This window comes from Paraburkholderia sp. BGA-UO-ETr-F21, assembly GCF_059567925.1.
Genome location: NZ_JCAQOY010000040.1, coordinates 1,417,844 through 1,437,952, shown reverse-complemented (window position 1 = coordinate 1,437,952; position 20,109 = coordinate 1,417,844). Strand labels below are relative to the sequence as shown.

Here is a 20,109-nt window from a genome sequence, read left to right as displayed (position 1 = left end):
GGTTGGGTGGCCGGTCCGTTGCGGACACACCCAACCTCCACCCTAAGCTCTAAACCGCCATGACTGCCCGCTTCCTCTCGGCCCGCTGCATGAAATAGTTGGCGAGCACCACCCCAACTGTCACCACCGCAATAAACAGCGTAGCCAACGCATTCATCTCCGGATTCAGCCCCAACCGGACGCGCGAGAAAACGACCAGGGGCAAGGTCGTCGAACCAGGCCCGGACAGGAACGCCGACAGCACCAGATCGTCGATCGACAAAGTGAACGACAACAACCAACCGGACACAAGCGCCTGGGAAATCAACGGCAGCGTGATGAAGAAAAACACCCGCAACGGTGTAGCCCCAAGGTCTAACGCCGCCTCTTCCAGCGAAGGATGCAACTCCTTCACCCTCGACTGCACGATGATCGCCACATAGGAAATACACAGCATGACATGCCCGATCCAGATCGTGAAAATGCCACGTCCGGCCGGCCATCCCAACCACTTGGCCATTTCGATAAAGAGGAGCAGCAACGAAATCCCCTGAATCACCTCGGGAATCACCAACGGCGCGTTGATCATGCCCGTATACAGCGTGAAGCCGCGAAAGCGCCCCATGCGCGCAAGCACGAACCCCGCCCACGTACCGATGATCACCGAAGCAAACGCCGTCAACAACGCCACCCGCAGCGACAGCCACGCGGCCGCGATCAGTTCGTCATCCTGCAGCAACGCCGCATACCAGCGCGTCGAAAAGCGCGTCCATACCGTGACCAGTTGCGATTCGTTGAACGAATACACAATCAGACTGACGATCGGTATGTAAAGAAACAGAAACCCAATCCCCAGGGCAACGAACTGCAAAATCCGGTTCGGCTTCATCAGCGCCTTTCCTCCATCGCCTTCGCCTGCGCGTACTGGAAAAACGCCATCGGCACCAACAGCAACAACACCATCGCGCACGTCACGGCTGACGCCATCGGCCAATCGGCATTGTCGAAGAACTCATTCCACATCACGCGGCCGATCATCAGCGTATTCGCGCCGCCCAGCAATTCGGGAATCACGTACTCGCCCACCGCCGGAATGAACACCAGCAAACAACCGGCGATAATGCCGTTCTTCGAGAGCGGCAAGGTGATCTGCCAGAACGCCTTCCACGGCCTCGCGCCGAGGTCATAGGCGGCCTCCAGCAGCGTCATGTCCATCTTCACCAGATGCGCATACAGCGGCATGACGAGAAACGGCAGATACGAATAGACCATGCCGATATAAACGGCAGTGTTCGTGTGATACAGCTCGATCGGCGAATGAATCAACCCGACCGACATCAGGAAGTTGTTCAGCAAGCCGTTATTCTTCAGGATGCCGATCCACGCATACACGCGAATCAGGAAGGAAGTCCAGAACGGCAGCATCACGGCCATCATCAGCAGATTGCGGCTGGCCGGATTCGAACGCGCGATGTAATACGCCATCGGATAGCCGATCAGCAGACACAGCAGCGTCGAGATCGCGGCCACCACCACGGAATTCACGTAGGTCGCGAAATAGAGGCTGTCGGTCAGCAAAAACGCGTAATGCGACAGGTCGAGCGTGATGTGAACCGCGCCGTCCGCGAATTTGGTCAACTCCGTATACGGCGGAATGCCGAGCTGCAAATCGGCGAAGCTGATCTTGACGACCAGCAGGAACGGCACGAGGAAAAACAGCAGCAGCCAGATGAACGGCCCGGCCACCACCGCCGTGCGGCCGGTCAGGTTGAAGCGCCGCACCGGCCAGGTGGCGAAGGAATTGAACGAGCGCTTCATGACGTCAACACCACACCGGCCGAGGCGCTCCAGCGCACGTACACTTCGTCGCCCCAGGTGGGCGGATCGATCTCGGTCAGCGCGAGGCTCGTCACATTCGCGATTACCGTTTTGCCGGCGTCGAGCTTCACGTGATAGAGCGAATAGCCCCCCATGTAAGCGATATTCGTGACGACACCCTTGCCCCAGTTGTACGCACCCTCCGGCGGTTTGCGCGTGAGCGCGATGCGCTCGGGGCGCACCGAAATCGTCACCGGCATGCCGAGCGGACCGGTGATGCCGTGGCTCACGTACAGGCGGCACGGCAGATCGGGCGTTTCGATGAACACGTGATCGGGCTCGTCTTCGACCGTATGGCCTTCGAACAGATTCGTCGAGCCGATGAATTCCGCCGAAAAGCGGCTATTCGGATACTCGTAGACTTCGTGCGGCGTGCCGAGCTGAATGATCTCGCCTTCGCTCATCACCGCGAGGCGGCCCGCCATGGTCATCGCCTCTTCCTGATCGTGCGTGACCATCACGCAAGTCACGCCGACCTTGTCGAGAATGTTCACCAGCTCGATCTGGGTGCGCTGACGGATCTGCTTGTCGAGCGCGGACATCGGCTCGTCGAGCAGCAACAGCTTGGGCCGCTTGACCAGCGAACGCGCCAGCGCCACGCGCTGCTGCTGGCCGCCGGAAAGCTGATTCGGCTTGCGCTTCGCGAAGCGGCCCATCTGCACGAGTTCGAGCGCGGTCTGCACGCGCTCCTTCAGTTCGGCCTTGGGCACGCCTTCCTGCTTCAGACCGAAGGCGACGTTGCCCTCCACGGTCATGTGCGGAAACAGCGCATACGACTGGAACATCATGTTGACCGGCCGGCGGTACGGCGGCAATTGCGCGAGGTCTTCACCGTCGATCAGGATCTTGCCCGAGGTCACGCTTTCGAGCCCGGCCATCATGCGCAACAAGGTCGACTTGCCGCAGCCGGAGCTGCCGAGCAGCGCGAACAGTTCGCCCTTCTTTACCGACAGGTTGACGCCCTTGACCGCCACGGTCTCACCGAACTTCTTCACGACGTCGACGATCTGGACGAAGTTGTCCGTGGCGTCGCCCGTAACGGCGTTCAGGCTCGGGGACGGCGCGGCGGCCCCTGCCAGCGCGCCCGACTGGTCACTACTCATCACAATGCTTTACTCCGGCGTTTGACGAACAAAGCCCCCGGTGAACACCGAGGGCTTCATGATGATGCTTACCCGTTCACACTGGCCGCGGGTCAGCGGCCGGACTTGAATTCAGTCCACAGCCGCGTTTGCAGCCGCTGGATTTCCGGCGGCAATGGCTTGAGCAGGAACAGGGTCTTGATGACTTCAGGCGACGGATAGACAGCCGGGTCGTTCGCCACGTCCTTGTCCACGTACTTGCGCGCTTCGAGGTTGGCGCTCGGATAGTAGACGGCGTTGGTAATCGCGGCGTGAACCTGCGGCGTTTCGATGTAGTTGATCCACTCGAGCGCGGCGTCCTTGTTCTTGGCGTCTTTCGGAATCGCCATCACGTCGAACCACACCGGCGCGCCGCCCTTCGGAATGTAATACTCGACCTTATAGGGCTTCTTCGCCTCGACCGCGCGATGCTTGGCGATCACGACGTCGCCCGACCAGCCGTACGCAAAGCACACGTCGCCACCCACCAGGTCGTTGATGTAGCCCGACGAGTTGAACTGCGTGATATACGGGCGGATCTTCTTCATCATGTCGAGCGCGGCGCGATAGTCGGCCGGGTTCGTGCTCATCGGATCCTTGCCAATATAGTGCAGCGCGGCCGCGAACATCTGGTCCGGCGCGTCGAGCACGGACACGCCACAGGCCTTCAGCTTCGAAATGTTTTCCGGCTTGAAGAGCACGTCCCAGCTGTCGAGCGGCACGCTCTTGCCGAGGATCTGCTGCGCTTTGGTGACGTTGTAGCCGAGGCCGGTCGTGCCGTAAGCCCAGGGCACGGTGAATTTGTTGCCGGGATCGGCGCCGGCGACGAGCGCCATCAGCGACGGATCGAGGTACTTCAGGTTCGGCAGTTTGGATTTGTCGAGCGGTGCGAAGACGCCGGCGGCGATCTGCTTGCCGGCGTAATTGCTGGTCGGCACGACGATGTCATAGCCGGAATTGCCGGTGAGGAGCTTGGCTTGCAGCGTGTCGTCGCTGTCGTAGTTGTCGTATTTGACCTGGACACCAGACTGCTTGGTGAAGTTGGGAATGGTGTCCTTGGCGATGTAATCGGACCAGTTATACACGTTCAGCTGCGTGTCTTTCGCAGCGGCCGTCAACCAGGGCGTCGCGCACAAGACCAGCGCCGCCACCTGCCCCACTACCCGTCTTTTCATCCCGTTCTCCGATCCTGACCGGTTCAGCCGGCCGTCTTCACCTACGCCGCGGCACAGCGCGCGGCTCCCCTGAAAAACCCGAAAAGTACCATCAATTATTGCGCGCTTCAAAAAAAATACCGGGCTGTCGCGCAAACGGTACAGCGCAAGCCGCACCGCTCTAAAATTGGCCGCAATTTTAGCGGGTTATGAGCGCGTGTCTACCCGAAAAAAACACCTGTATCGGCTGCGCTCTGATCGCGTTGCCATTCCGCTGTCATCCCGCCATCGATTCGCCGCCGTGAAGGCGCGCCGCGCCCGCGCAACGGGGCGCGGCTGAAGGCGGCCTGGCGCGGCCCGGATACGCGTCGCCCAAACTGCGGCAAGCGCGAGCCGATTGGCGTTCGACGGAGCACAATAGTCCTCAATGGCCGGTGACAGCGCGCCGCCAATCGCGCGGCGATGTCACCACCCCACGCCCGCCGGGCACGCGGCTTGCAAGAGGATGCAGTCTTGAACCTCAGGCATCGATGAACACCAATCCGTCCGCATTGCGACCCCACCGCCGCCGGCGTCTGCCTGGCAGTGGACCTGCGCGTCCGGCGCACTGGTTTTCATTCGTCGGCGCGGGGGCGCTCATCGCAGTCGGCTATATCGATCCGGGCAACTGGGCGACCGCGCTCGGCGCCGGCGCGGGCTACGGCTACCGTCTGCTCGGCATCGTGCTGCTCGCAAGCCTGATGGCGATGTTGCTCCAATGGCTGTCGTCGCGCCTAGGCGTGGTGACGGGGCGCGACCTCGCGCAGATCTGCCGCGAACGCACGGGCCGCCGCGGCACCCTCTTCCTTTGGCTGACAAGCGAGGTCGCGATCATCGCGTGCGACGTCGCCGAGGTGGTCGGCAGCGCCGTCGCATTGCAATTGCTACTCGGCGTGTCGCTCACGGTAGGCGTGTTGATGTCGGCGGTGTGCACCTTCGCGCTGCTCGCGCTCCAACACAAAGGCGGGCGCAGGCTCGAAGCGGTGATCGCCGCGCTGATCGGCTTCGTCGGCCTATGCTTCGTGGTTCAGCTGGCGCTGGCGCGGCCGGACTGGCACGCGGCGCTCGCCGGCACCGTGCCGAGCGTCGAATTGCTGCGCAATGCGGGCATGGTGTGGCTCGCGGCGGGCATCGTGGGCGCGACGGTCATGCCGCACAACCTCTATCTGCACTCGGCGCTCGTCAAGCACCACGCACCGGACGGCAGCGACGCGCAGATCAAGGCCGCTCTGCACGTCGTCAATCTCGACACCTTCGGCTCGCTTTCGTTTGCGTTCGTGATCAACGCGGCCCTGCTGATCGTGGCCGCGGCGGTGTTCTATGTGAGCGGCCATCGCGACGTGACCGATCTCGCCGACGCCCACCGGCTGATCGCGCCGCTCGTCGGCACGCACTGGGCCGGCATTCTGTTCGCGGCGGCGCTGCTAGCCTGCGGACTGAGTGCGACCGTGACCGGCACACTGGCCGGCCAGGCGGTCATGGAGGGCTTTCTGCGCATCCGCCTGCCGCGCTGGCAGCGCGCCCTGCTGACCCGCGCACTGGCGATCGGCCCCGCGCTCTTCGCGGTCGCGCTGTTCGGGCAGCACGGTTCCAATCAATTGCTGGTGGCAAGCCAGGTGGTGCTGAGCCTGCAATTGCCGCTCGCCGTCGTGCCGCTGATCCGCTACACGTCGGACGCCGGGCTGATGCGCGGCTGGCACGTGCGCGGCTTGCCGCTCGCACTCGCGTGGCTGTCCGCCGCGTTCATTGTCCTGCTCAACGGCGCCTTGTTGTGGCAACTGGCGTTCGGGGGCTGAAAAACGTTTTCTCGACCAGGCGGAAGGTGAAGTGATTTTGTAAGTATTTTTCTGAGCATCTCAACATGACCGGCGACGCCGCCCGTTAGTACGGCGCGCCGGCCGTGCGGCCCGTTTCACCTCGGCTGCCGGGTTTCTTGCGGCGGCCGTTTTTTTGCCCTTTTTTGCGCCGCTTTGGCGCTTCCGCGCGATCGACCGGATGCGCGTTGCATGTGTCGCCGTCAGACGCCTGCCGCATCCGATTCGCTCGTTGCGCTGCTCCTGGACGACAGCCTATGCGCTTTGACGCTTCAATCGACCGCGTTGCCCGCAATGCCCTCTCTCGCACGCGCCAACCCATCGCGCGCCTTTCCCGCACGGCGCTAGTCGCTGCGTTCCTCACCGGCGCTGTCGTGTCCGGCGAAGCCAGCGCGACGGTCGCGATGCTGCAGCCGCCTCGAGTGGCCGCGGCCAACGAGCCGCTGCAGATCACGATGCTCTACTCCGCCGACGACGCCAAGTCCTTGACCCTCACCGTCCCGCCGACCATTCGCGTGAGTTTGAGTGCAGGCGAGCAGTCGCCGCAGCCACTCGATTTACAGCGCGAGCCAGGCGTGCCCAACACGCTGCATCTGCGGCCAGGCCAATTCCGCAAGGTGCGTTTCTCGGCGCCCTGGCCGGAGTCGGCGCGCGGCGAGGTACGCATCGACCCGGTGGGATTCGACGCCTCGCCCGCGCTCGTCGTGATCAATCGCGGGCCGCAGCAGGACGCGATCGCGCAGGCGGAACGCGCGGAAAGCCAGGCGACCACGCCCGCTCAGGCCGCGGCGACGGCGGCCGTAGTCGGCGGCCCGACCGGCGACGCCATCTCGCCGCCCGGCGACTCGCTCGCGACGACGGGGCGCGGCGTGTTCTCTCACCTCTCCTTTTACGAACCGATGTACATCGCCGCCGGCCACAACGGCGACACGAACGCCCGCCTGCAGTTGAGCTTTAAATACCGCATCCGGATACCGGACGATCTGCGCTCGAAGGCTTTTGTCGACAACCTGTACTTCGCGTATACGCAGACCTCTATCTGGGATCTGTCCGCCGATTCACGCCCGTTCCGCGACACGACCTACTCGCCGCAACTGTTCTACTACGTACCGGACACCGGCTGGACAAGCCCATTCTTCACCCGCATGGGTTTTGCGGCGGGTATCGCGCACGAATCGAACGGCAGAGCCGGCGACGCGTCGCGCAGCATCAACATGCCGTTTATCCGGCCGACCTGGGAGTTCGGCGATCTGACGGCTAACCATCTGACCGTGTCGCCGAAAATCTATTACTACGTCGGCACGAGCAGCAACCCCGATATCGCCGACTATCGCGGCTACGTCGATCTGCTGGTCAAATACGGCAGCCCGGACGGCTGGCAACTGGCGACCACGCTGCGCAAAGGCACCAAGCACTGGTACGGCAGCGTGGATACGCAATTCACCTACCCGCTCGCCAAAGTGCTGGGCAGCGCGTGGGGCGGCTATATCTGGGTGGGCTACTTCAACGGCTATGGCGAGGACCTGCTCGACTACAACAACCGTCAACACTGGATGGCGCGGATCGGCTACAGCATCGCGCGCTGACACGAGCGAGCCGTATCGCTGCGGAACATGCGGCGAAACATGCCGCGCAAGCGGCCAACCGTGCGGGAATGGCGGCCACGCCGTTCGCGCACGGCGCGGCCTAGGTCGCGCATCGGTTAACATAGCGGAACTTCGCTTCTTCGCCCCAAGGTTTCCGATGGCTTCGAATCTCCACGATCTTCCCGACAGCCCGTGCATCGGCGTCTGTTCCACGCTGTTCGACGAGGTATGCAAAGGCTGCGGCCGCACCGCCACTGAAGTGTCGAACTGGGTTTTCCTGAGCGACGAGGAAAAGCGCGCCGTGTGGGTCCGCATCGAGCAGGAAGGCACGGCCATGCGGTTCGCGAACGACAAGCTATAGACTGGTCGAACGCTTCCCGCCGCCAGCCTGCGGCAAAGTCGCGTCCAGCTCGAAACCCCAATGAAAACGCCGGGATATCCCGGCGTTTTTTTGCATGGCGCTTGCGCTCGACGCTTCGCGGACGGGCCGCGAGCGCGCGTCAGAACCGCATCCCGACACCCAGGCCGACCACCACCGGATCGATGCTCAAGCGGCCGAGCGCCTGACCGCCGAGCGTCGCATCCGTGTGCATCCAGATCTTCTTGATGTCCGCGTTGACGAACAGCGACTTGGTCACCTGGACATCGACGCCGGCTTGCAACGCCGGGCCCCAACTGTGGTTGGTGACGCCGATCGACTGACCGCCCGCGTTCAGGCCGTTGTTATAGAACAGCGTGTAGTTCACACCCGCGCCGACATACGGACGAATGCGTCCCGCGTGATTGAAGTGATACTGCAGCAGCAGCGTGGGCGGCAACACGTTCACGCCACCGAGATTGCCTAGGCTCGAGGTCAGTTGATGCCGCGACGTGGCAAGAATCAGCTCGACGCCGAGGTAATCGCGAATCATGTACGTAAAGTCCAACTCGGGCACGATGGCATTGTTCACACCCACGTTGAGCGCCGACAGCGTTCCGGTCGTGCTCGAGTTCGGCATGATGCTGATGGCGCGCAGACGCACCAGTACGTCGCCGGCGTGAATGCCGCTCATGGTGTCGTCGCCCGCGGCATGCACCTGCGGCGCGAAAGCGCTTGCACATAGCAGGCTCGAAGCGATCGCGGCGGCCTTGAGTCGGTTCCTCAACGAGTGGTTCATGTGTTTCCCCAAGTAATTGTTTGCGTGTGGGGATTGTCGAAGCTCTCGGCGCGCGACATGTTGACTCGTATCAAGTCAGCGAGAATGCCAATCGCCCTGCGACAGCCGGTCGCGCCGCGCCCGTGAGCAGCAGTTCGAGCAGATCGTGCACGCTGCGAATGGCCGTGCCGAACGGCAATGCTTCGCGGCCGCGGAAGAACAGACCGTTGGCCACGTCGCCACGCAAAGCCGCCGCGAGCCGTGTATCGATACAGAAGTGGCCGAACTTCTCGATACCGTCGCGCCAGCCGCACGCGCTGAGACATTCGAGCGCGGTTGGGCAAGCGTGTTTGAGCGCGCCGACTTTCTCGCGGATTTTCGTTTCGTGGCGCAGATAACGCGCCAGCCACGGCGTCTTTACGGCGCGCGCCGGCAGTCCCGTCACGCTGACGAATTCGACGATATCCTCGGGCGTCGCGTCGGCCAGCACGCGCTTGAAATTCGGATGCGCGTCGCCTTCTTCGGTGACGGCGAACGGCGTACCGAGTTGCACGCCGCTTGCGCCCGCGTTCAGCAGCGCGCGCACTGCTTCGTGACTATTGATGCCACCGGCGACAATCACCGGTACAGCCTGGCGCTTCAGGCCGAGCGAAGTGAAGACCGTGTCGAGTTCTTCGAGAATGCGGAAGAAATCGAAGCGTTGATCGTGTTGATCGGCCAGGTTGTTGACGCCGAGATGACCCCCAGCGTGCGCCGGATGTTCGATCACGACGGCGTCGGGCAGCCGGCCTTTTTTCATCCACTTCTTCAACACGAGCGCGACGCCGCGGCTGTCCGACAGAATCGGAATCAGCGCGATGTCGTGACCTTGAGTCATGTCCGGCAAATCGAGCGGCAGCCCAGCGCCCATGACGATCGCATCGGCACCGTTCTCGCATGCGACGCGCACGTAGTCGGCTTGCGCGCTGACCGCTTTCATCACGTTCACGGCAATCATGCCGCGGCCTTCGCTCAATGCCCTCGCTGAATGGATCTCGCGGGCCAGCGCGGTGAGGTTGGCCTGTTCGAGCGTGGCGCGCTCGGGCGACTCGCGGCAGCGTTCGACTAGGTCGCGATGATGATGCCGCAGGTCGATGCTGGCGATCGTGCCCACTGCGCCTTCGCGGGCGACGCTGCCGGCCAGCCGGTGCGCCGAGATGCCGACGCCCATGCCGCCTTGCACGATCGGCAGTAACGAGCGGCCGCGGATGACCAGCGGCGGGAAAGAATGAGAGTTGAGCATGACTGGCCCAATGACGGATTATCGAAGCGGTGATAATCGTCGGTCGGGCGCAGCCTGCGTTGTTTCAGGTCAATGAGTCGGCACAAGACCGAATCGTATGTGCCGCTCAGTTGATGCCGGTCATCTGAATTGAATCACGCCTTGAATTGCATGGACTTGAGTTCGAGATACTCTTCGAGTCCATAGACCCCGTTTTCGCGCCCGAATCCCGATTGCTTGAAACCGCCGAACGGCGCGGCCATATTCCATGTTCCGCCATTGATATCCACCTGGCCGGTTCGAATCCGCCGCGCAATGCCGGCGGCACGCTCGTCGCTGCCGGCCCAGACCGCGCCGCCGAGACCGTATGGCGAATCGTTGGCAATCCGAACGGCTTCCTCTTCGTCCTTAAAGGTCAGAATCGACAGGACCGGGCCGAAGATCTCCTCCTGAGCGATCGTCGCCTTGGGGTGCACGCGGCCAAACACGGTAGGCTTGACGAAGAAGCCCGTCGACACCCCGTCAGGCAAGCCCGCACCGCCTGTCACCAGCTCGGCGCCCTCCTCGATCCCCTTCGCGATGTATTGCTGCACGCGTGCCTGCTGCGCCGCCGACGCCAGCGGGCCCAGGCGGGTCGTCTCGTTGCGCGGATCACCGGCGACATACTTCTCGGCGGCCTGCTTCGCCAGCGTGCGCGCTTCGTCGTAGCGGGCCTCGGGCACCAGCATGCGCGTGTGCGCGGAGCATGTTTGTCCGGAATTCAGAAAGCACGCGCTGACCGTGCCCTTGACCGCCGCGGCGAAATCCGCGTCGTCGAGAATGATCGAGGCCGACTTGCCGCCGAGTTCGAGCGCCACGCGCTTGACCGTCGCCGAGGCCAGCTCGGACACCCGCTTGCCGGCGCGGGTCGAGCCGGTAAACGACACCATGTCGACCGACGGATGGCTCGCCAGCACCTCGCCCACCACCGGCCCATAACCGCTCACCAGGTTGAACACGCCGGCCGGCAGCCCGGCCTCGTGAATCGCCTCGGCAAGCACGAACGCGTTCAGCGGCGCGATCTCCGAGGGCTTCAGCACGACTGTGCAACCGGCGGCGAGCGCGGCCGCGACCTTCAGCGTGACCTGATTGAGCGGATAGTTCCACGGCGTGATCGCGGCCACCACGCCGACCGGCTCGCGCACCACGAGCGAATTGCCGACACGCTCTTCATATTGGAACTCGCTCGCGAGCTTCGCATACGCGCCCCAGTTGTAGACGGGGCCGCCCACCTGAATCGCGCGAGCCAGCTTTATCGGCATGCCGACTTCGCCGGCGATCAGTCCGGCCAGTTCGTCGGTGCGCCCTTTCAGGTTCGCCGCGATCTCGTACAGATACTCGCCGCGCTCGGCGGCAGGCGTCGCGGCCCAGGCGTCGAAGGCCACGCGCGCGGCGGCGATCGCGCTTTCGGCATCGGCCTCGATGCCTTCAGGGATGCGGCCCATGATCTCTTCCGTGCCCGAGTCGATCACGTCGATCGTGCCGGTGCCGCACGGCGCGATCCACTTGCCGCCGATATAGAGTTGGTTGTAGGTCTTCACGGTGGTCGGTCCCTGTCTTTGTCTCCGGAATGGTCTTGTATTCTAACCAGCAGGGCGGAGCGGGCCGATGCGTGGGGCGCGCGCCATAAAAAAGCCCGCTTCTTCGAAGAAGCGGGCTTTTTACGGTGCAACGAGATTCCGCGGGCGGTTCAGGCGCGCTTACTGCACGCCTTGGCTCAACAAAAAGTCTTCGTAATTACCGCCAAAGTCGTTCAGCGTGCCATCCGTCTTCACCTCGATGATCCGGTTCGCGAGGCCGCTCACGAACTCACGGTCGTGCGAGACGACGCCCATTCATGTTCAAAGTCAACCACTTGGAGAACATGAATGGCCTCAATCAGCTTACGTGGGACAAAATGGCAGGTCAAGATTCGTCGCAAGGGACAACCGCAACTGTCCGCGACGTTCGCAACCGAGAAAGACGCAATCAAATGGGCAGCGGAACAAGAGCGTGCCGACACCGGGCCAACGGTCGGTGATCTGTTCAAGAAGTACATCGCGCTGGTAGCCCCGCACCGCAAATCAGGGGAGTGGGAGCGGCGCGTTCTGCAACGCATGCTCCGCAGAGAGAAAGGGCTATGCGCCGTGCCGATTACTGAATTCGGAAAGCCGCACCTCGCCGAATGGCGGGACCGACGTGTCACAGAGGTACTTGGAAGTACTGTGGGGCGCGAACTGGACGCCATCTCGCTCGTGTACAGAGTGGCAATAGACGAATGGAACATGGGCCTGACAGTCAACCCCGTGATCGGCTTCCGCAGACCCAAGCTGCCGTTGCCGCGCGATGTGCGATTGGCGGCAGGCGATGACGAACGGCTGATCGGGGCAGCTATCGAATTCAACCGCGAGATCGCCCCGGCCATAATCCTTGCCATCGAAACGGCGATGCGTCAGGGTGAGATAGCGAAGTTGCGCTGGGAGCACATCGACCTAGAAGCTCGCACCGCATTCTTGCCCATGACGAAAAACGGGACGGCGCGCAAGGTGCCACTATCCACGCGGGCGGTAGAGGCGCTGACATGGTGTCCACCGCCTCATAAAGGCCGCGTGTTCAAGTTGACTCAGCACGCCATGAAACATGCATTCAGGCGAGTAAGAGAGCAATGCGGACTAGGGACGCTGCGATTCCACGATCTGCGTCACGAAGCCGCCAGCCGCCTTTTCGAGAAAGGACTGAACGTCATAGAGGTCGCAACCATAACCGGGCATCAAAACCTGAAGCACCTCCAACGCTACACGCATCTACGCGCTGAGGATCTAGCCAAGAGGCTCGGCTGACAGCCCGGTTAGCGTTGATTACGGGACGCTCCGCACCTTGGAGCGTCTCGCTCAATACTAGGCATCTCACGCGCCCCACCCTGCCCGGCAAAGCACGTAGTTAGCTTGACCACTGCAGAAACAGCTTGGCGAACTGTACACAAACAGAAGCAAGCCCAGCGCCGAGCGCCAGCACTGCGGATACGGCCACGAGCGGCGTCAACCAGCGTTGCTCAAACCGATTGGTCTTCTGCACGTCTGCAAACACCCGCTTCGTCTCGGCTTGGAGTGCTGCGAGCTCTGCCTGCATCTTGAGGATGTCCATAGTTACACCGTGGGCGAAGTGCATCGTACCCGCATTCTACGCCGTGGGAGATAGCCAGCCCAGCGTCGGATTGCGCTCCTCGCCTACCTTTGGTGGCTCGCCTAACGGGAGCGCGCAACAGATGGGAGCACCACGGTATGACATACTGTCGGCGCTGAGAAACGGCGGCATGACCGCCCGCACCTGCATCCACCAAGGAGATACAGGTATGGGCACTATCCAGAAGCGACCAAACGGGTCGTACACCGCCAAGGTCAGACGCATGGGCCACCCAGCCCAATCACGCACGTTCTTCGGCAAGCGGGACGCACGGAGATGGATTACCGAGACTGAGGCCGCTATGTCGCGGGCCTGCTTCGTAGATACCACTACGGCGCACCGGACGCTGCTACGGGACGCGTTCATTCGCTACGCTGCCGAAGAGTCCCTAAAGAAGAAGGGAGCCGCAGAGGAGCGCATACGCCTCCGGGCCATGCAACGCGATCCGATAGCCGCGTACTCTCTAGCCAACCTTAAGTCTGAAGTTGTCGCTGAGTGGCGCGACAGGCGACTGTTAAGCGTCTCCGGTTCAACCGTAAACCGCGAACTCAACCTCCTGCACCACGTTCTCGAAGTGGCGCGCAAGGACTGGGGTATTGCGATGGTTGCGAACCCTGTATCGGATGTACATCGCCCACGGTCGAATCCGGGGCGACAGCGCCGCCTGTCAATCGCAGAACAGTCCCTATTGTTGCATGCATGCCGACAGGCTCGCTCATGGTGGCTCGCTCCTATTGTGGAATTAGCGATCCATACCGGCATGCGACAGGGCGAGGTCCGCACGCTTCTTTGGGAGAACATCGACCTCGGGCGGCGTGTCATCGTACTAGACGCCGCTGCCACAAAGACCATGACCATGCGAAGCACGCCGCTCGACAGCCGCTGCTTGGTCGTGCTCGAATCGCTGCCCGGTGACAGGTCCGGGCCGGTGTTTCCCGGCGTGACCCGCAACGCGGTAAAACTCGCCTTCGACCGTGCACGGCGGCGCGCCGGACTCACCGACTTCCGCTTCCATGACACGCGACATGAGGCTACGTCACGATTTTTCGAGCACGGACTCAATCCTGTTGAGGTAGCGTCCATCACAGGCCACAAGACGCCAGCCATGCTCGCCAGGTACACCCATTTGACGATGGGCGACTTGGCGCGCCGCCTAGACAGCCCTCCTCCTGCCAGCGCATCGGAGGTCGCAAGTTTGCTTGATGAACTGAAGCGCCTCATCGCCAGTGCGCAGCAGCCTCCGCCGCCCGTGGGAGTTGGCGACTGAAATCAAACGCGAATGGCACAACCGGCTCGTGAGAACCGGCTGTACCTACGCGCTTAGAAAGACCATCCCCATGCGTTCTTGCTGGAGAGACCGAGGTCTTGCTGCTGAGCATCCGGCTTGTGGCCGAACGTTTCGAGACAGCGCTTGCCGACTGCATCGGCTGTGATGTTGATGTGCTTCATGGCCCCGCTTGGTCCGGTCATGAACAGGGTCATGTATCCGTTGCCAAGGTTCTCGCCGCTCTGCACCTGCCATGCCTTCGGATCGCCGCCTGCCTTGGTGATCTCGCCATCGATAACATACTGCACTGCGTTTTGGTAGTTCGACGTGTGCTGCGCGCCCATGCCCGGATACATCGCGCCTACCGCTGCCTCGAAGGACCGCTGCCCGAGCGCAGCGTTGTGAAGGATGAACGCACCCGGCACGAAGTCCGCGTTCTTCATCACCTGCGAGAATGCCGCCTTGGATGCGTCCTCATCGGTGAGGTGATACGCCGTCTTGTACTGCGCGATGATCGGCGCGACGTGTGTAGCTAACTGCTCCTTGTTTCCGTCGTTCAGGTTGTACGGTGTGAGTTGTCCCGAGCCACCGACGAATGGCATCACTTTCTTGAACCAGCCCGGATCGGATTGCGTCACGATGTCCTTCGCGGCCTTCACATCAGCCGGTGTTGCCGTCGCCGCGCCTCCGCGAGCGATCAGTTCCCGCTGCTGCTTCAACTGCTCAGGGTCGTTGATGTCGATGCCGGAGTTAAGCAGTGCGATCACCTTCGGCGCGTCGCTGCCCACGTACGATGCCACTGCACCCGCACCGCCAGCCCCCTTGTAGAGCTTGCCTGCGTACGTGAGGGCCGTCTGCATCTGCGGCGTGGCTGGGCCATTACCGGAGATCAGACCCGGCAGGTTCTGTGTGAGCGCCTGCTTGAGTTGCGGGGACTGGAACTGCTCCTCGTGCGCCACAGCACTGAGCTTGTCGAACACGTTGTCCTGCACCTCGGCGTCTTGCGACTGCACACCCTTGGCAAACGCAGCGTCTGCCGCCTGCCCTGCTGCACCACCGGCCAGCGGAATACCCGCGAGGCCAGCCGTGTTCGATGAGTTAAGAGCCTGCGTAGCGAGCGCTACCGACTGATCGTAATTCAACTGATCCTTCGCCGCCGCCTGAATCTGCGCGAGCCGTCGCGCGTTGCCCCAGTCCAGCAGCTTGTGCATCTGTGCCCGCTGCTTGTTGTCGTACACCTGCGTGGCGTCACCGTTCAGCTTGCGGTTCGAGTCCTCCATACCATCCATGATCTTGTCGAGCATGGCGTGGCCCTGCGGTGACGAGTCGGGGTTGGCTTGGCCTGATTGCAGGCTGTACTGGAGATCGGCACGCGAGGTGAACAGGTTGCGTGCTGCCGGGTTCTTCAGCGCCCATTGCTCCTCAAGCTTTGGAATCTGCGTCTCAAGGCTGTCCTTCATCTGAGTGTTCATTTCAGCGTACTCAGGCATCGCCTTGATCGCGCGTACCGCCGCCCAGTTACCCGTCTGCGCGTTCGAAAGAACCACATCGCGCAGCCCGCGCTGGTACGCCTCGGCTGTCATGTTGTCAGGCCGCGCAAGCGTGTTCGTGTAGTCCGCGTTGGCCCGCGCCACATCATCCTCGGACAGGTTGTTGCTCGCCTTCAGTGTCGCCTGTAGCGCACCGCCGCCCTGTGTCCCGAGATTGGTGAAGCCGTTATAGTTCTGCTCCTGCGTGTACTGCATGTACTGCGACAGGTGTGTGTCGAGCATCTTTGGAAGCTGCTCAGCCAGCCCCTGCTGCACCATCGAATCGAAGCGTGGATCACCCGTGCTCTGTACTTCGCCCATCTTCTGCACGAGATACTTGCGCACCTGATCGGGTGACTTCTCCCGAAGCTGGGGCATCGCCTGCATGAACTGCGACTGTGCCTCCTGCATGGACGCCGCGACGTTGAACGCCTGCGCGCCCTGCACCGAAGCGTCCGGTCCATACAGCTTCGTGTACCACGGCTGATCGTTTTCGATCTGGATCAGGCTGCGACCTTGCGCCGCCTGCGCCATACCTTCGGCGTACTGCTCCTTCTTCGTGCGGTCGATGTAGCCTTGAATCATGCCGCCCGTGACCTTGTTCAGCGCGTCGATGTTAACGCCAAGGCCGAGCGGCCCTTGCTGCTTGTACGCGTTCGCGAGCGCTGCGTAGTCGGTGCCACCACCGGCCACGCTACCACTGGACTGCCCACTCGCGCCGCTGCCGCCTGAGAAGCTGTTCGAGCTTCCGCCGCTCAGCGTGCTTTGCTGCGTTACTACACCGCCGTCCGAGTTGAGGCTGAAATTGATTGCCATAGATTGCTCCTATTCTGTTCGTTAGATAGACCATCCAGCCTGCCGCAGCAGGGTAAGGAGGTCGGGGTGCTGCTCGCACAATTGAAAGACGCGTGGGCCGGGGACCGTGCGAAAGTCCGCGTTATCGATGTGATGGCCAAGACACCGCACGCTGAGGCGGCCTGTCGGGTACTGCCGCGCCATCCACTCGCCGCTGCGATACTCGACGTATTCGCCAGCTTTCTCTCGGCGGCGTTCAACGTTGCGCGCCAGCCAACCATCTCGTGATTGCTTCGCTGGTGGGAGCGCGGTACATTGGCCTCTCGCATCGGTCTGGAACCCGCGCCCTAACTGCTGACACTCGTAGCAGCCCACGTTGTAGACTCGCCGCCGCGTACCGCCGCACTTCGCACACTCTCGTCCTTCAAACCACGTGCGGCCAGCGATAAGCGCATCGACGCGCGCAGGGTAAGCCGTCTGCGCACGCAGGTGGTTCGCGTATGCCGCATCCATTCGGGCAAAATCGCGATGACGCCGAGTGAGCTTGGCTGCGTAGGGCGGTACCTGATAATGTCGAAGCGCCGCAGGAATACTGTTGCGACTACCGGGCGGCTTCATCTCGCAACCTCATTTCGATACCCTGCGAGCGCCGAGTTCCGCGCTGAAGTAATCCGCAAACTGCCTCTTTGTGTATGCCATCGCTGATTCAGCAGACATGCTCCGCTTCGAGACGGCCCGACTGATCCGGGCCAATTCTGCGTTGACGCCACGCCGGATGCTGCGGATTAGACGTGCCTCCGCAAGAAGATCTGCCTTAAGTTCCGGGTCAAAATGAGACTCCGCGCTCACTTCGCTTTCCCATTCGAGTTGCTGACAACCATAAATCGACTCCTCTTCAATGTCGCACTCGAAGGCGTGCGACGTGCCTAAACTGTTCTGTCGAGACACTGCCATTCGCAACCTTCGTTCACGACGTTTAACGGCGATACAAAGCTAGCCTCCGCCTCTCGCGCTTCGCGCAGACGCTCGGCATGCTGCTGGTCACAGACCATTGCTGGCGTGAGACACCGGCCATGCTGCTCGCGGTCCTTCACCCACTGCTGCCACTGATAAGGCGTCCTAGGCCTATTTCCCATACCTTATTATTCCTTTAATAAAAAGTAATACTAAATTGTGACTCAACGACTAATCTGAACTAGCGAGCGACCGTCCCGTGCCCATTCGCTTCCAATCAAAGCAATGTCAACGGCTTCAGAGACGGTGCGCGGATTCAGCTTCGTTAGCTCCGGCAGAGCCTTCCTGATGCGCGAGAGTGACACCTTACTGATCGTCAGCCCGTCAAGATGAACCCTAATCTGCCCCGCTGCCTTGTCGGCTTTTGTTCCCGCGCGTCTTGGCTTCTCCGCATCGGGCCAAACGACACCGGGAAGCGACGCCGCTAGGATGCTGCGTAATTCGTCTGCTTTCGCCACGAGGATCGTGCATGTCATTTCGTTTGCCTCGCCATTTACGTCAGTCAAGCGACATGCACCACGGTTCATGCCTTGCATCGCGCAATGCGCCATTTCCGACAGCGTTACATCGCGTAACGCCTTGGCGGTGTTGCGGCGCGTCATGTCACCTTGTTGCGCCAACAGTGAAGCAGATAGCTCTAACGGATTTCGACGAAGCACGCCAACCATAATGACGTGTCGGCAATGCACCCATTCGTTCCGGCTCGTCTCTTGCCCCCACGTTGCGAACTCGATACGGTCCAGCCTGACACCTTCGGCGCACAGATTCCTGCGCAGATAGTCGAGCGCATCCTTGAACGTAAAGATCAGCACTTTGCCCTCGGGCAACGACTCGATCACGTGCGCCACTTGCCGCGCCACTGACCGTGAGGCGGCCTCATTGCGGATGAGGTGGTGCTTGCCGGTAGCCATGTCGATCTGCCTTACGGAGACGCGGCTGTAACGCTTGTAGTCCGGGAGCTTCACATTCACGATACTCGCGTCTGCTTGCACCAAAAGCCGGATTGTGTGAGACGCGTCCAGAATCGCGACGTTCGATAGTGCCGGATCCACCGTCACCTCGTAGCGGATGACACCATCTGCTGCACGTCCGTTGCCATTCGCCACGACAGACACCGGCATCGCAAGCAGCCGCAGCAGAGATTCAACGGTCAAAGCCAGCGCCTTTCCGAACGGATCACGCCGGTTCACTGTCCCCAGTGAGTCGCGAATGGCCTGCAACTCGTCCGCATTCAGAATGCCCTCCAAGACTCTTGGCTTGCGCTTGGGGTCATCCTGCAACGCAGCAAGCTCGTTGCCGACGATGACCACGACCTTCGCGAGGTGTGGCGTCATAGCAGGTGCGAAAGTCGATGCCGTAACGTTCGCTGCATTCAGACTCGATACCGCCAGTGATTGCGCCTCCGTTGCGATGAGCGATTCGTCCCATACCAACAGGGAGCGGCGCATCATCCGCTCACGCAAGCGGCGCACTTTCTCCTGAGAAAGTAGCAGGATGCGCGGCGTGCAGCCTTCCGGCGTGGGCGGTTCCGACGCGTATCCCGTACCGGCACCTGCCAGCCGCTTGTCCACTTTCAGCGAGTGCCACAGGCCGATGTCAGCCGAAGACATACCAGCGCCGACTAACTGCCGCCTCAACCGACATAACGCCTCGACTTGAGATGTAGCCACCGCGAAGGTCAGCCCCGGCTCAATCTCCGCCGCCGCCAGAATCAATGCCGCCACTCCCTGCGTCTTGCCGCCGCCACATGGCAGACCGTACGCGAAGCGCCCCGGATCGATGCCGAGTGCCTGATTCGCCATGCCACCCAGCATGAGAAGGGTCGCCTCGCGATGTGCTGGCGACAGGTCGTTCCCGGCATCCTCCAACCGACGAACCAGCTTACTATGCGCCAGTTCTGCCAGAGCAACGGCGCGCTGCTGCAATTCCTTCATACACCTCCGAATTAATGGTAGTCCTCCCAAGAAGGGAAGTCTTTATTAGGGAACACTGCAACTAAATTTCCCTTTCCCGAATGCCCTGCACTCGGCAGGACACTCCAGAAAGGGCCGGGTGTGTTGTCTGTATCCCGGCTTCGCATTGGTTGCCCTCCGCGACTCCCTTGCATCGGCTTTAACGTCGCCCGGACCAAGGTGTCCTCGCCGCCGCCCCTTCCATCCTCCCGACACCAGCCAGTCGGCTGTCGCGAGAATCCAGCGCGGTAAACGCAAAAAGGCGGCTACCTTGGGTTCGCCCGGCGTAAAAGCCGAAAGCCAATCCCAGATAGCCGCCCTTATCGCGTGTTCAGGAGTTGTACGTCCTGAGCAGCCGTTGTAGCGCTTGCGGTACATCTCCG

At 61.8% G+C, this 20,109-nt stretch carries 18 protein-coding genes; 6 read left to right on the top strand and 12 right to left on the bottom strand.

Annotated elements, in window-relative coordinates:
- Nucleotides 1–49: 49 nt before the first annotated feature.
- The 4 genes from AC57B1_RS38910 to AC57B1_RS38895 all read right to left on the bottom strand — a co-directional run bounded on the left by AC57B1_RS38910 (nucleotide 50) and on the right by AC57B1_RS38895 (nucleotide 4,153).
- On the bottom strand, nucleotides 50–868 hold the full coding sequence (locus AC57B1_RS38910; protein WP_408353218.1) for an ABC transporter permease subunit: 819 nt from the start codon (nucleotides 866–868) through the stop codon (nucleotides 50–52).
- A complete protein-coding gene (locus tag AC57B1_RS38905) occupies nucleotides 868–1,797 on the bottom strand; it encodes an ABC transporter permease subunit (protein WP_091793673.1) in 930 nt (309 codons plus the stop codon). Before AC57B1_RS38905 ends, AC57B1_RS38910 begins: the two co-directional genes overlap by 1 nt.
- Nucleotides 1,794–2,960 carry an ABC transporter ATP-binding protein gene (locus tag AC57B1_RS38900; protein ID WP_408187583.1) on the bottom strand — a complete coding sequence of 389 codons (1,167 nt, stop codon included), beginning with the start codon at nucleotides 2,958–2,960 and terminating at the stop codon, nucleotides 1,794–1,796. Before AC57B1_RS38900 ends, AC57B1_RS38905 begins: the two co-directional genes overlap by 4 nt.
- A 92-nt stretch (nucleotides 2,961–3,052) precedes the next feature.
- Nucleotides 3,053–4,153 (bottom strand): polyamine ABC transporter substrate-binding protein, encoded by a 1,101-nt coding sequence (locus AC57B1_RS38895; protein WP_496420314.1) that lies wholly within the window; start codon nucleotides 4,151–4,153, stop codon nucleotides 3,053–3,055.
- A 509-nt stretch (nucleotides 4,154–4,662) separates the two neighbouring features.
- Between AC57B1_RS38895 and AC57B1_RS38890 the strand changes: the two genes are divergently transcribed.
- The 3 genes from AC57B1_RS38890 (at nucleotide 4,663) to AC57B1_RS38880 (ending at nucleotide 7,932) form a co-directional block, all read left to right on the top strand.
- Nucleotides 4,663–5,967, top strand: a complete 1,305-nt coding sequence (locus AC57B1_RS38890; RefSeq protein WP_408353212.1) for an Nramp family divalent metal transporter — start codon at nucleotides 4,663–4,665, stop codon at nucleotides 5,965–5,967.
- Nucleotides 5,968–6,242: 275 nt separating this feature from the next.
- Nucleotides 6,243–7,571 carry a phospholipase A gene (locus tag AC57B1_RS38885; protein WP_408353210.1) on the top strand — a complete coding sequence of 443 codons (1,329 nt, stop codon included), beginning with the start codon at nucleotides 6,243–6,245 and terminating at the stop codon, nucleotides 7,569–7,571.
- Between the two features lie 157 nt (nucleotides 7,572–7,728).
- Complete coding sequence (locus tag AC57B1_RS38880; RefSeq protein WP_091793664.1) at nucleotides 7,729–7,932, top strand: DUF1289 domain-containing protein; 204 nt, start codon at nucleotides 7,729–7,731, stop codon at nucleotides 7,930–7,932.
- Nucleotides 7,933–8,071: 139 nt separating this feature from the next.
- Here AC57B1_RS38880 and AC57B1_RS38875 read toward each other — a convergent pair whose 3' ends face one another.
- The 4 genes from AC57B1_RS38875 to AC57B1_RS38860 form a co-directional block, all read right to left on the bottom strand.
- Nucleotides 8,072–8,728, bottom strand: a complete 657-nt coding sequence (locus AC57B1_RS38875) for an OmpW/AlkL family protein (RefSeq protein WP_408353208.1) — start codon at nucleotides 8,726–8,728, stop codon at nucleotides 8,072–8,074.
- Between the two features lie 70 nt (nucleotides 8,729–8,798).
- Entirely contained in the window at nucleotides 8,799–9,989 is a 1,191-nt protein-coding gene (locus AC57B1_RS38870) for an NAD(P)H-dependent flavin oxidoreductase (RefSeq protein WP_496420313.1), read from the bottom strand.
- Between the two features lie 134 nt (nucleotides 9,990–10,123).
- A complete protein-coding gene (locus AC57B1_RS38865; RefSeq protein WP_496420312.1) occupies nucleotides 10,124–11,548 on the bottom strand; it encodes an aldehyde dehydrogenase family protein in 1,425 nt (474 codons plus the stop codon).
- A 159-nt stretch (nucleotides 11,549–11,707) separates the two neighbouring features.
- Nucleotides 11,708–11,842, bottom strand: coding sequence for a hypothetical protein (locus AC57B1_RS38860; protein ID WP_496420351.1), 135 nt, complete (start codon nucleotides 11,840–11,842; stop codon nucleotides 11,708–11,710).
- 33 nt (nucleotides 11,843–11,875) lie between these two features.
- Here AC57B1_RS38860 and AC57B1_RS38855 point away from each other — a divergent pair, with 33 nt between their 5' ends.
- Nucleotides 11,876–12,826, top strand: a complete 951-nt coding sequence (locus tag AC57B1_RS38855) for a site-specific integrase (protein WP_496420311.1) — start codon at nucleotides 11,876–11,878, stop codon at nucleotides 12,824–12,826.
- 100 nt (nucleotides 12,827–12,926) lie between these two features.
- Here AC57B1_RS38855 and AC57B1_RS38850 read toward each other — a convergent pair whose 3' ends face one another.
- A complete protein-coding gene (locus tag AC57B1_RS38850; RefSeq protein ID WP_496420310.1) occupies nucleotides 12,927–13,130 on the bottom strand; it encodes a hypothetical protein in 204 nt (67 codons plus the stop codon).
- Between the two features lie 208 nt (nucleotides 13,131–13,338).
- On the opposite strand from AC57B1_RS38850, the gene AC57B1_RS38845 reads away from it, so the two are divergent.
- Nucleotides 13,339–14,436, top strand: a complete 1,098-nt coding sequence (locus AC57B1_RS38845; RefSeq protein WP_496420309.1) for a tyrosine-type recombinase/integrase — start codon at nucleotides 13,339–13,341, stop codon at nucleotides 14,434–14,436.
- A 53-nt stretch (nucleotides 14,437–14,489) separates the two neighbouring features.
- Here AC57B1_RS38845 and AC57B1_RS38840 read toward each other — a convergent pair whose 3' ends face one another.
- Entirely contained in the window at nucleotides 14,490–16,781 is a 2,292-nt protein-coding gene (locus tag AC57B1_RS38840) for a hypothetical protein (protein WP_496420308.1), read from the bottom strand.
- 66 nt (nucleotides 16,782–16,847) lie between these two features.
- On the opposite strand from AC57B1_RS38840, the gene AC57B1_RS38835 reads away from it, so the two are divergent.
- Nucleotides 16,848–17,048, top strand: a complete 201-nt coding sequence (locus tag AC57B1_RS38835) for a hypothetical protein (protein ID WP_496420307.1) — start codon at nucleotides 16,848–16,850, stop codon at nucleotides 17,046–17,048.
- Between the two features lie 339 nt (nucleotides 17,049–17,387).
- Here the strand turns inward: AC57B1_RS38835 and AC57B1_RS38830 are convergent, their stop codons facing one another.
- On the bottom strand, nucleotides 17,388–17,714 hold the full coding sequence (locus AC57B1_RS38830) for a hypothetical protein (RefSeq protein WP_496420306.1): 327 nt from the start codon (nucleotides 17,712–17,714) through the stop codon (nucleotides 17,388–17,390).
- 224 nt (nucleotides 17,715–17,938) lie between these two features.
- Nucleotides 17,939–19,708 (bottom strand): hypothetical protein, encoded by a 1,770-nt coding sequence (locus AC57B1_RS38825; RefSeq protein ID WP_496420305.1) that lies wholly within the window; start codon nucleotides 19,706–19,708, stop codon nucleotides 17,939–17,941.
- Nucleotides 19,709–20,109 lie beyond the last annotated feature (401 nt).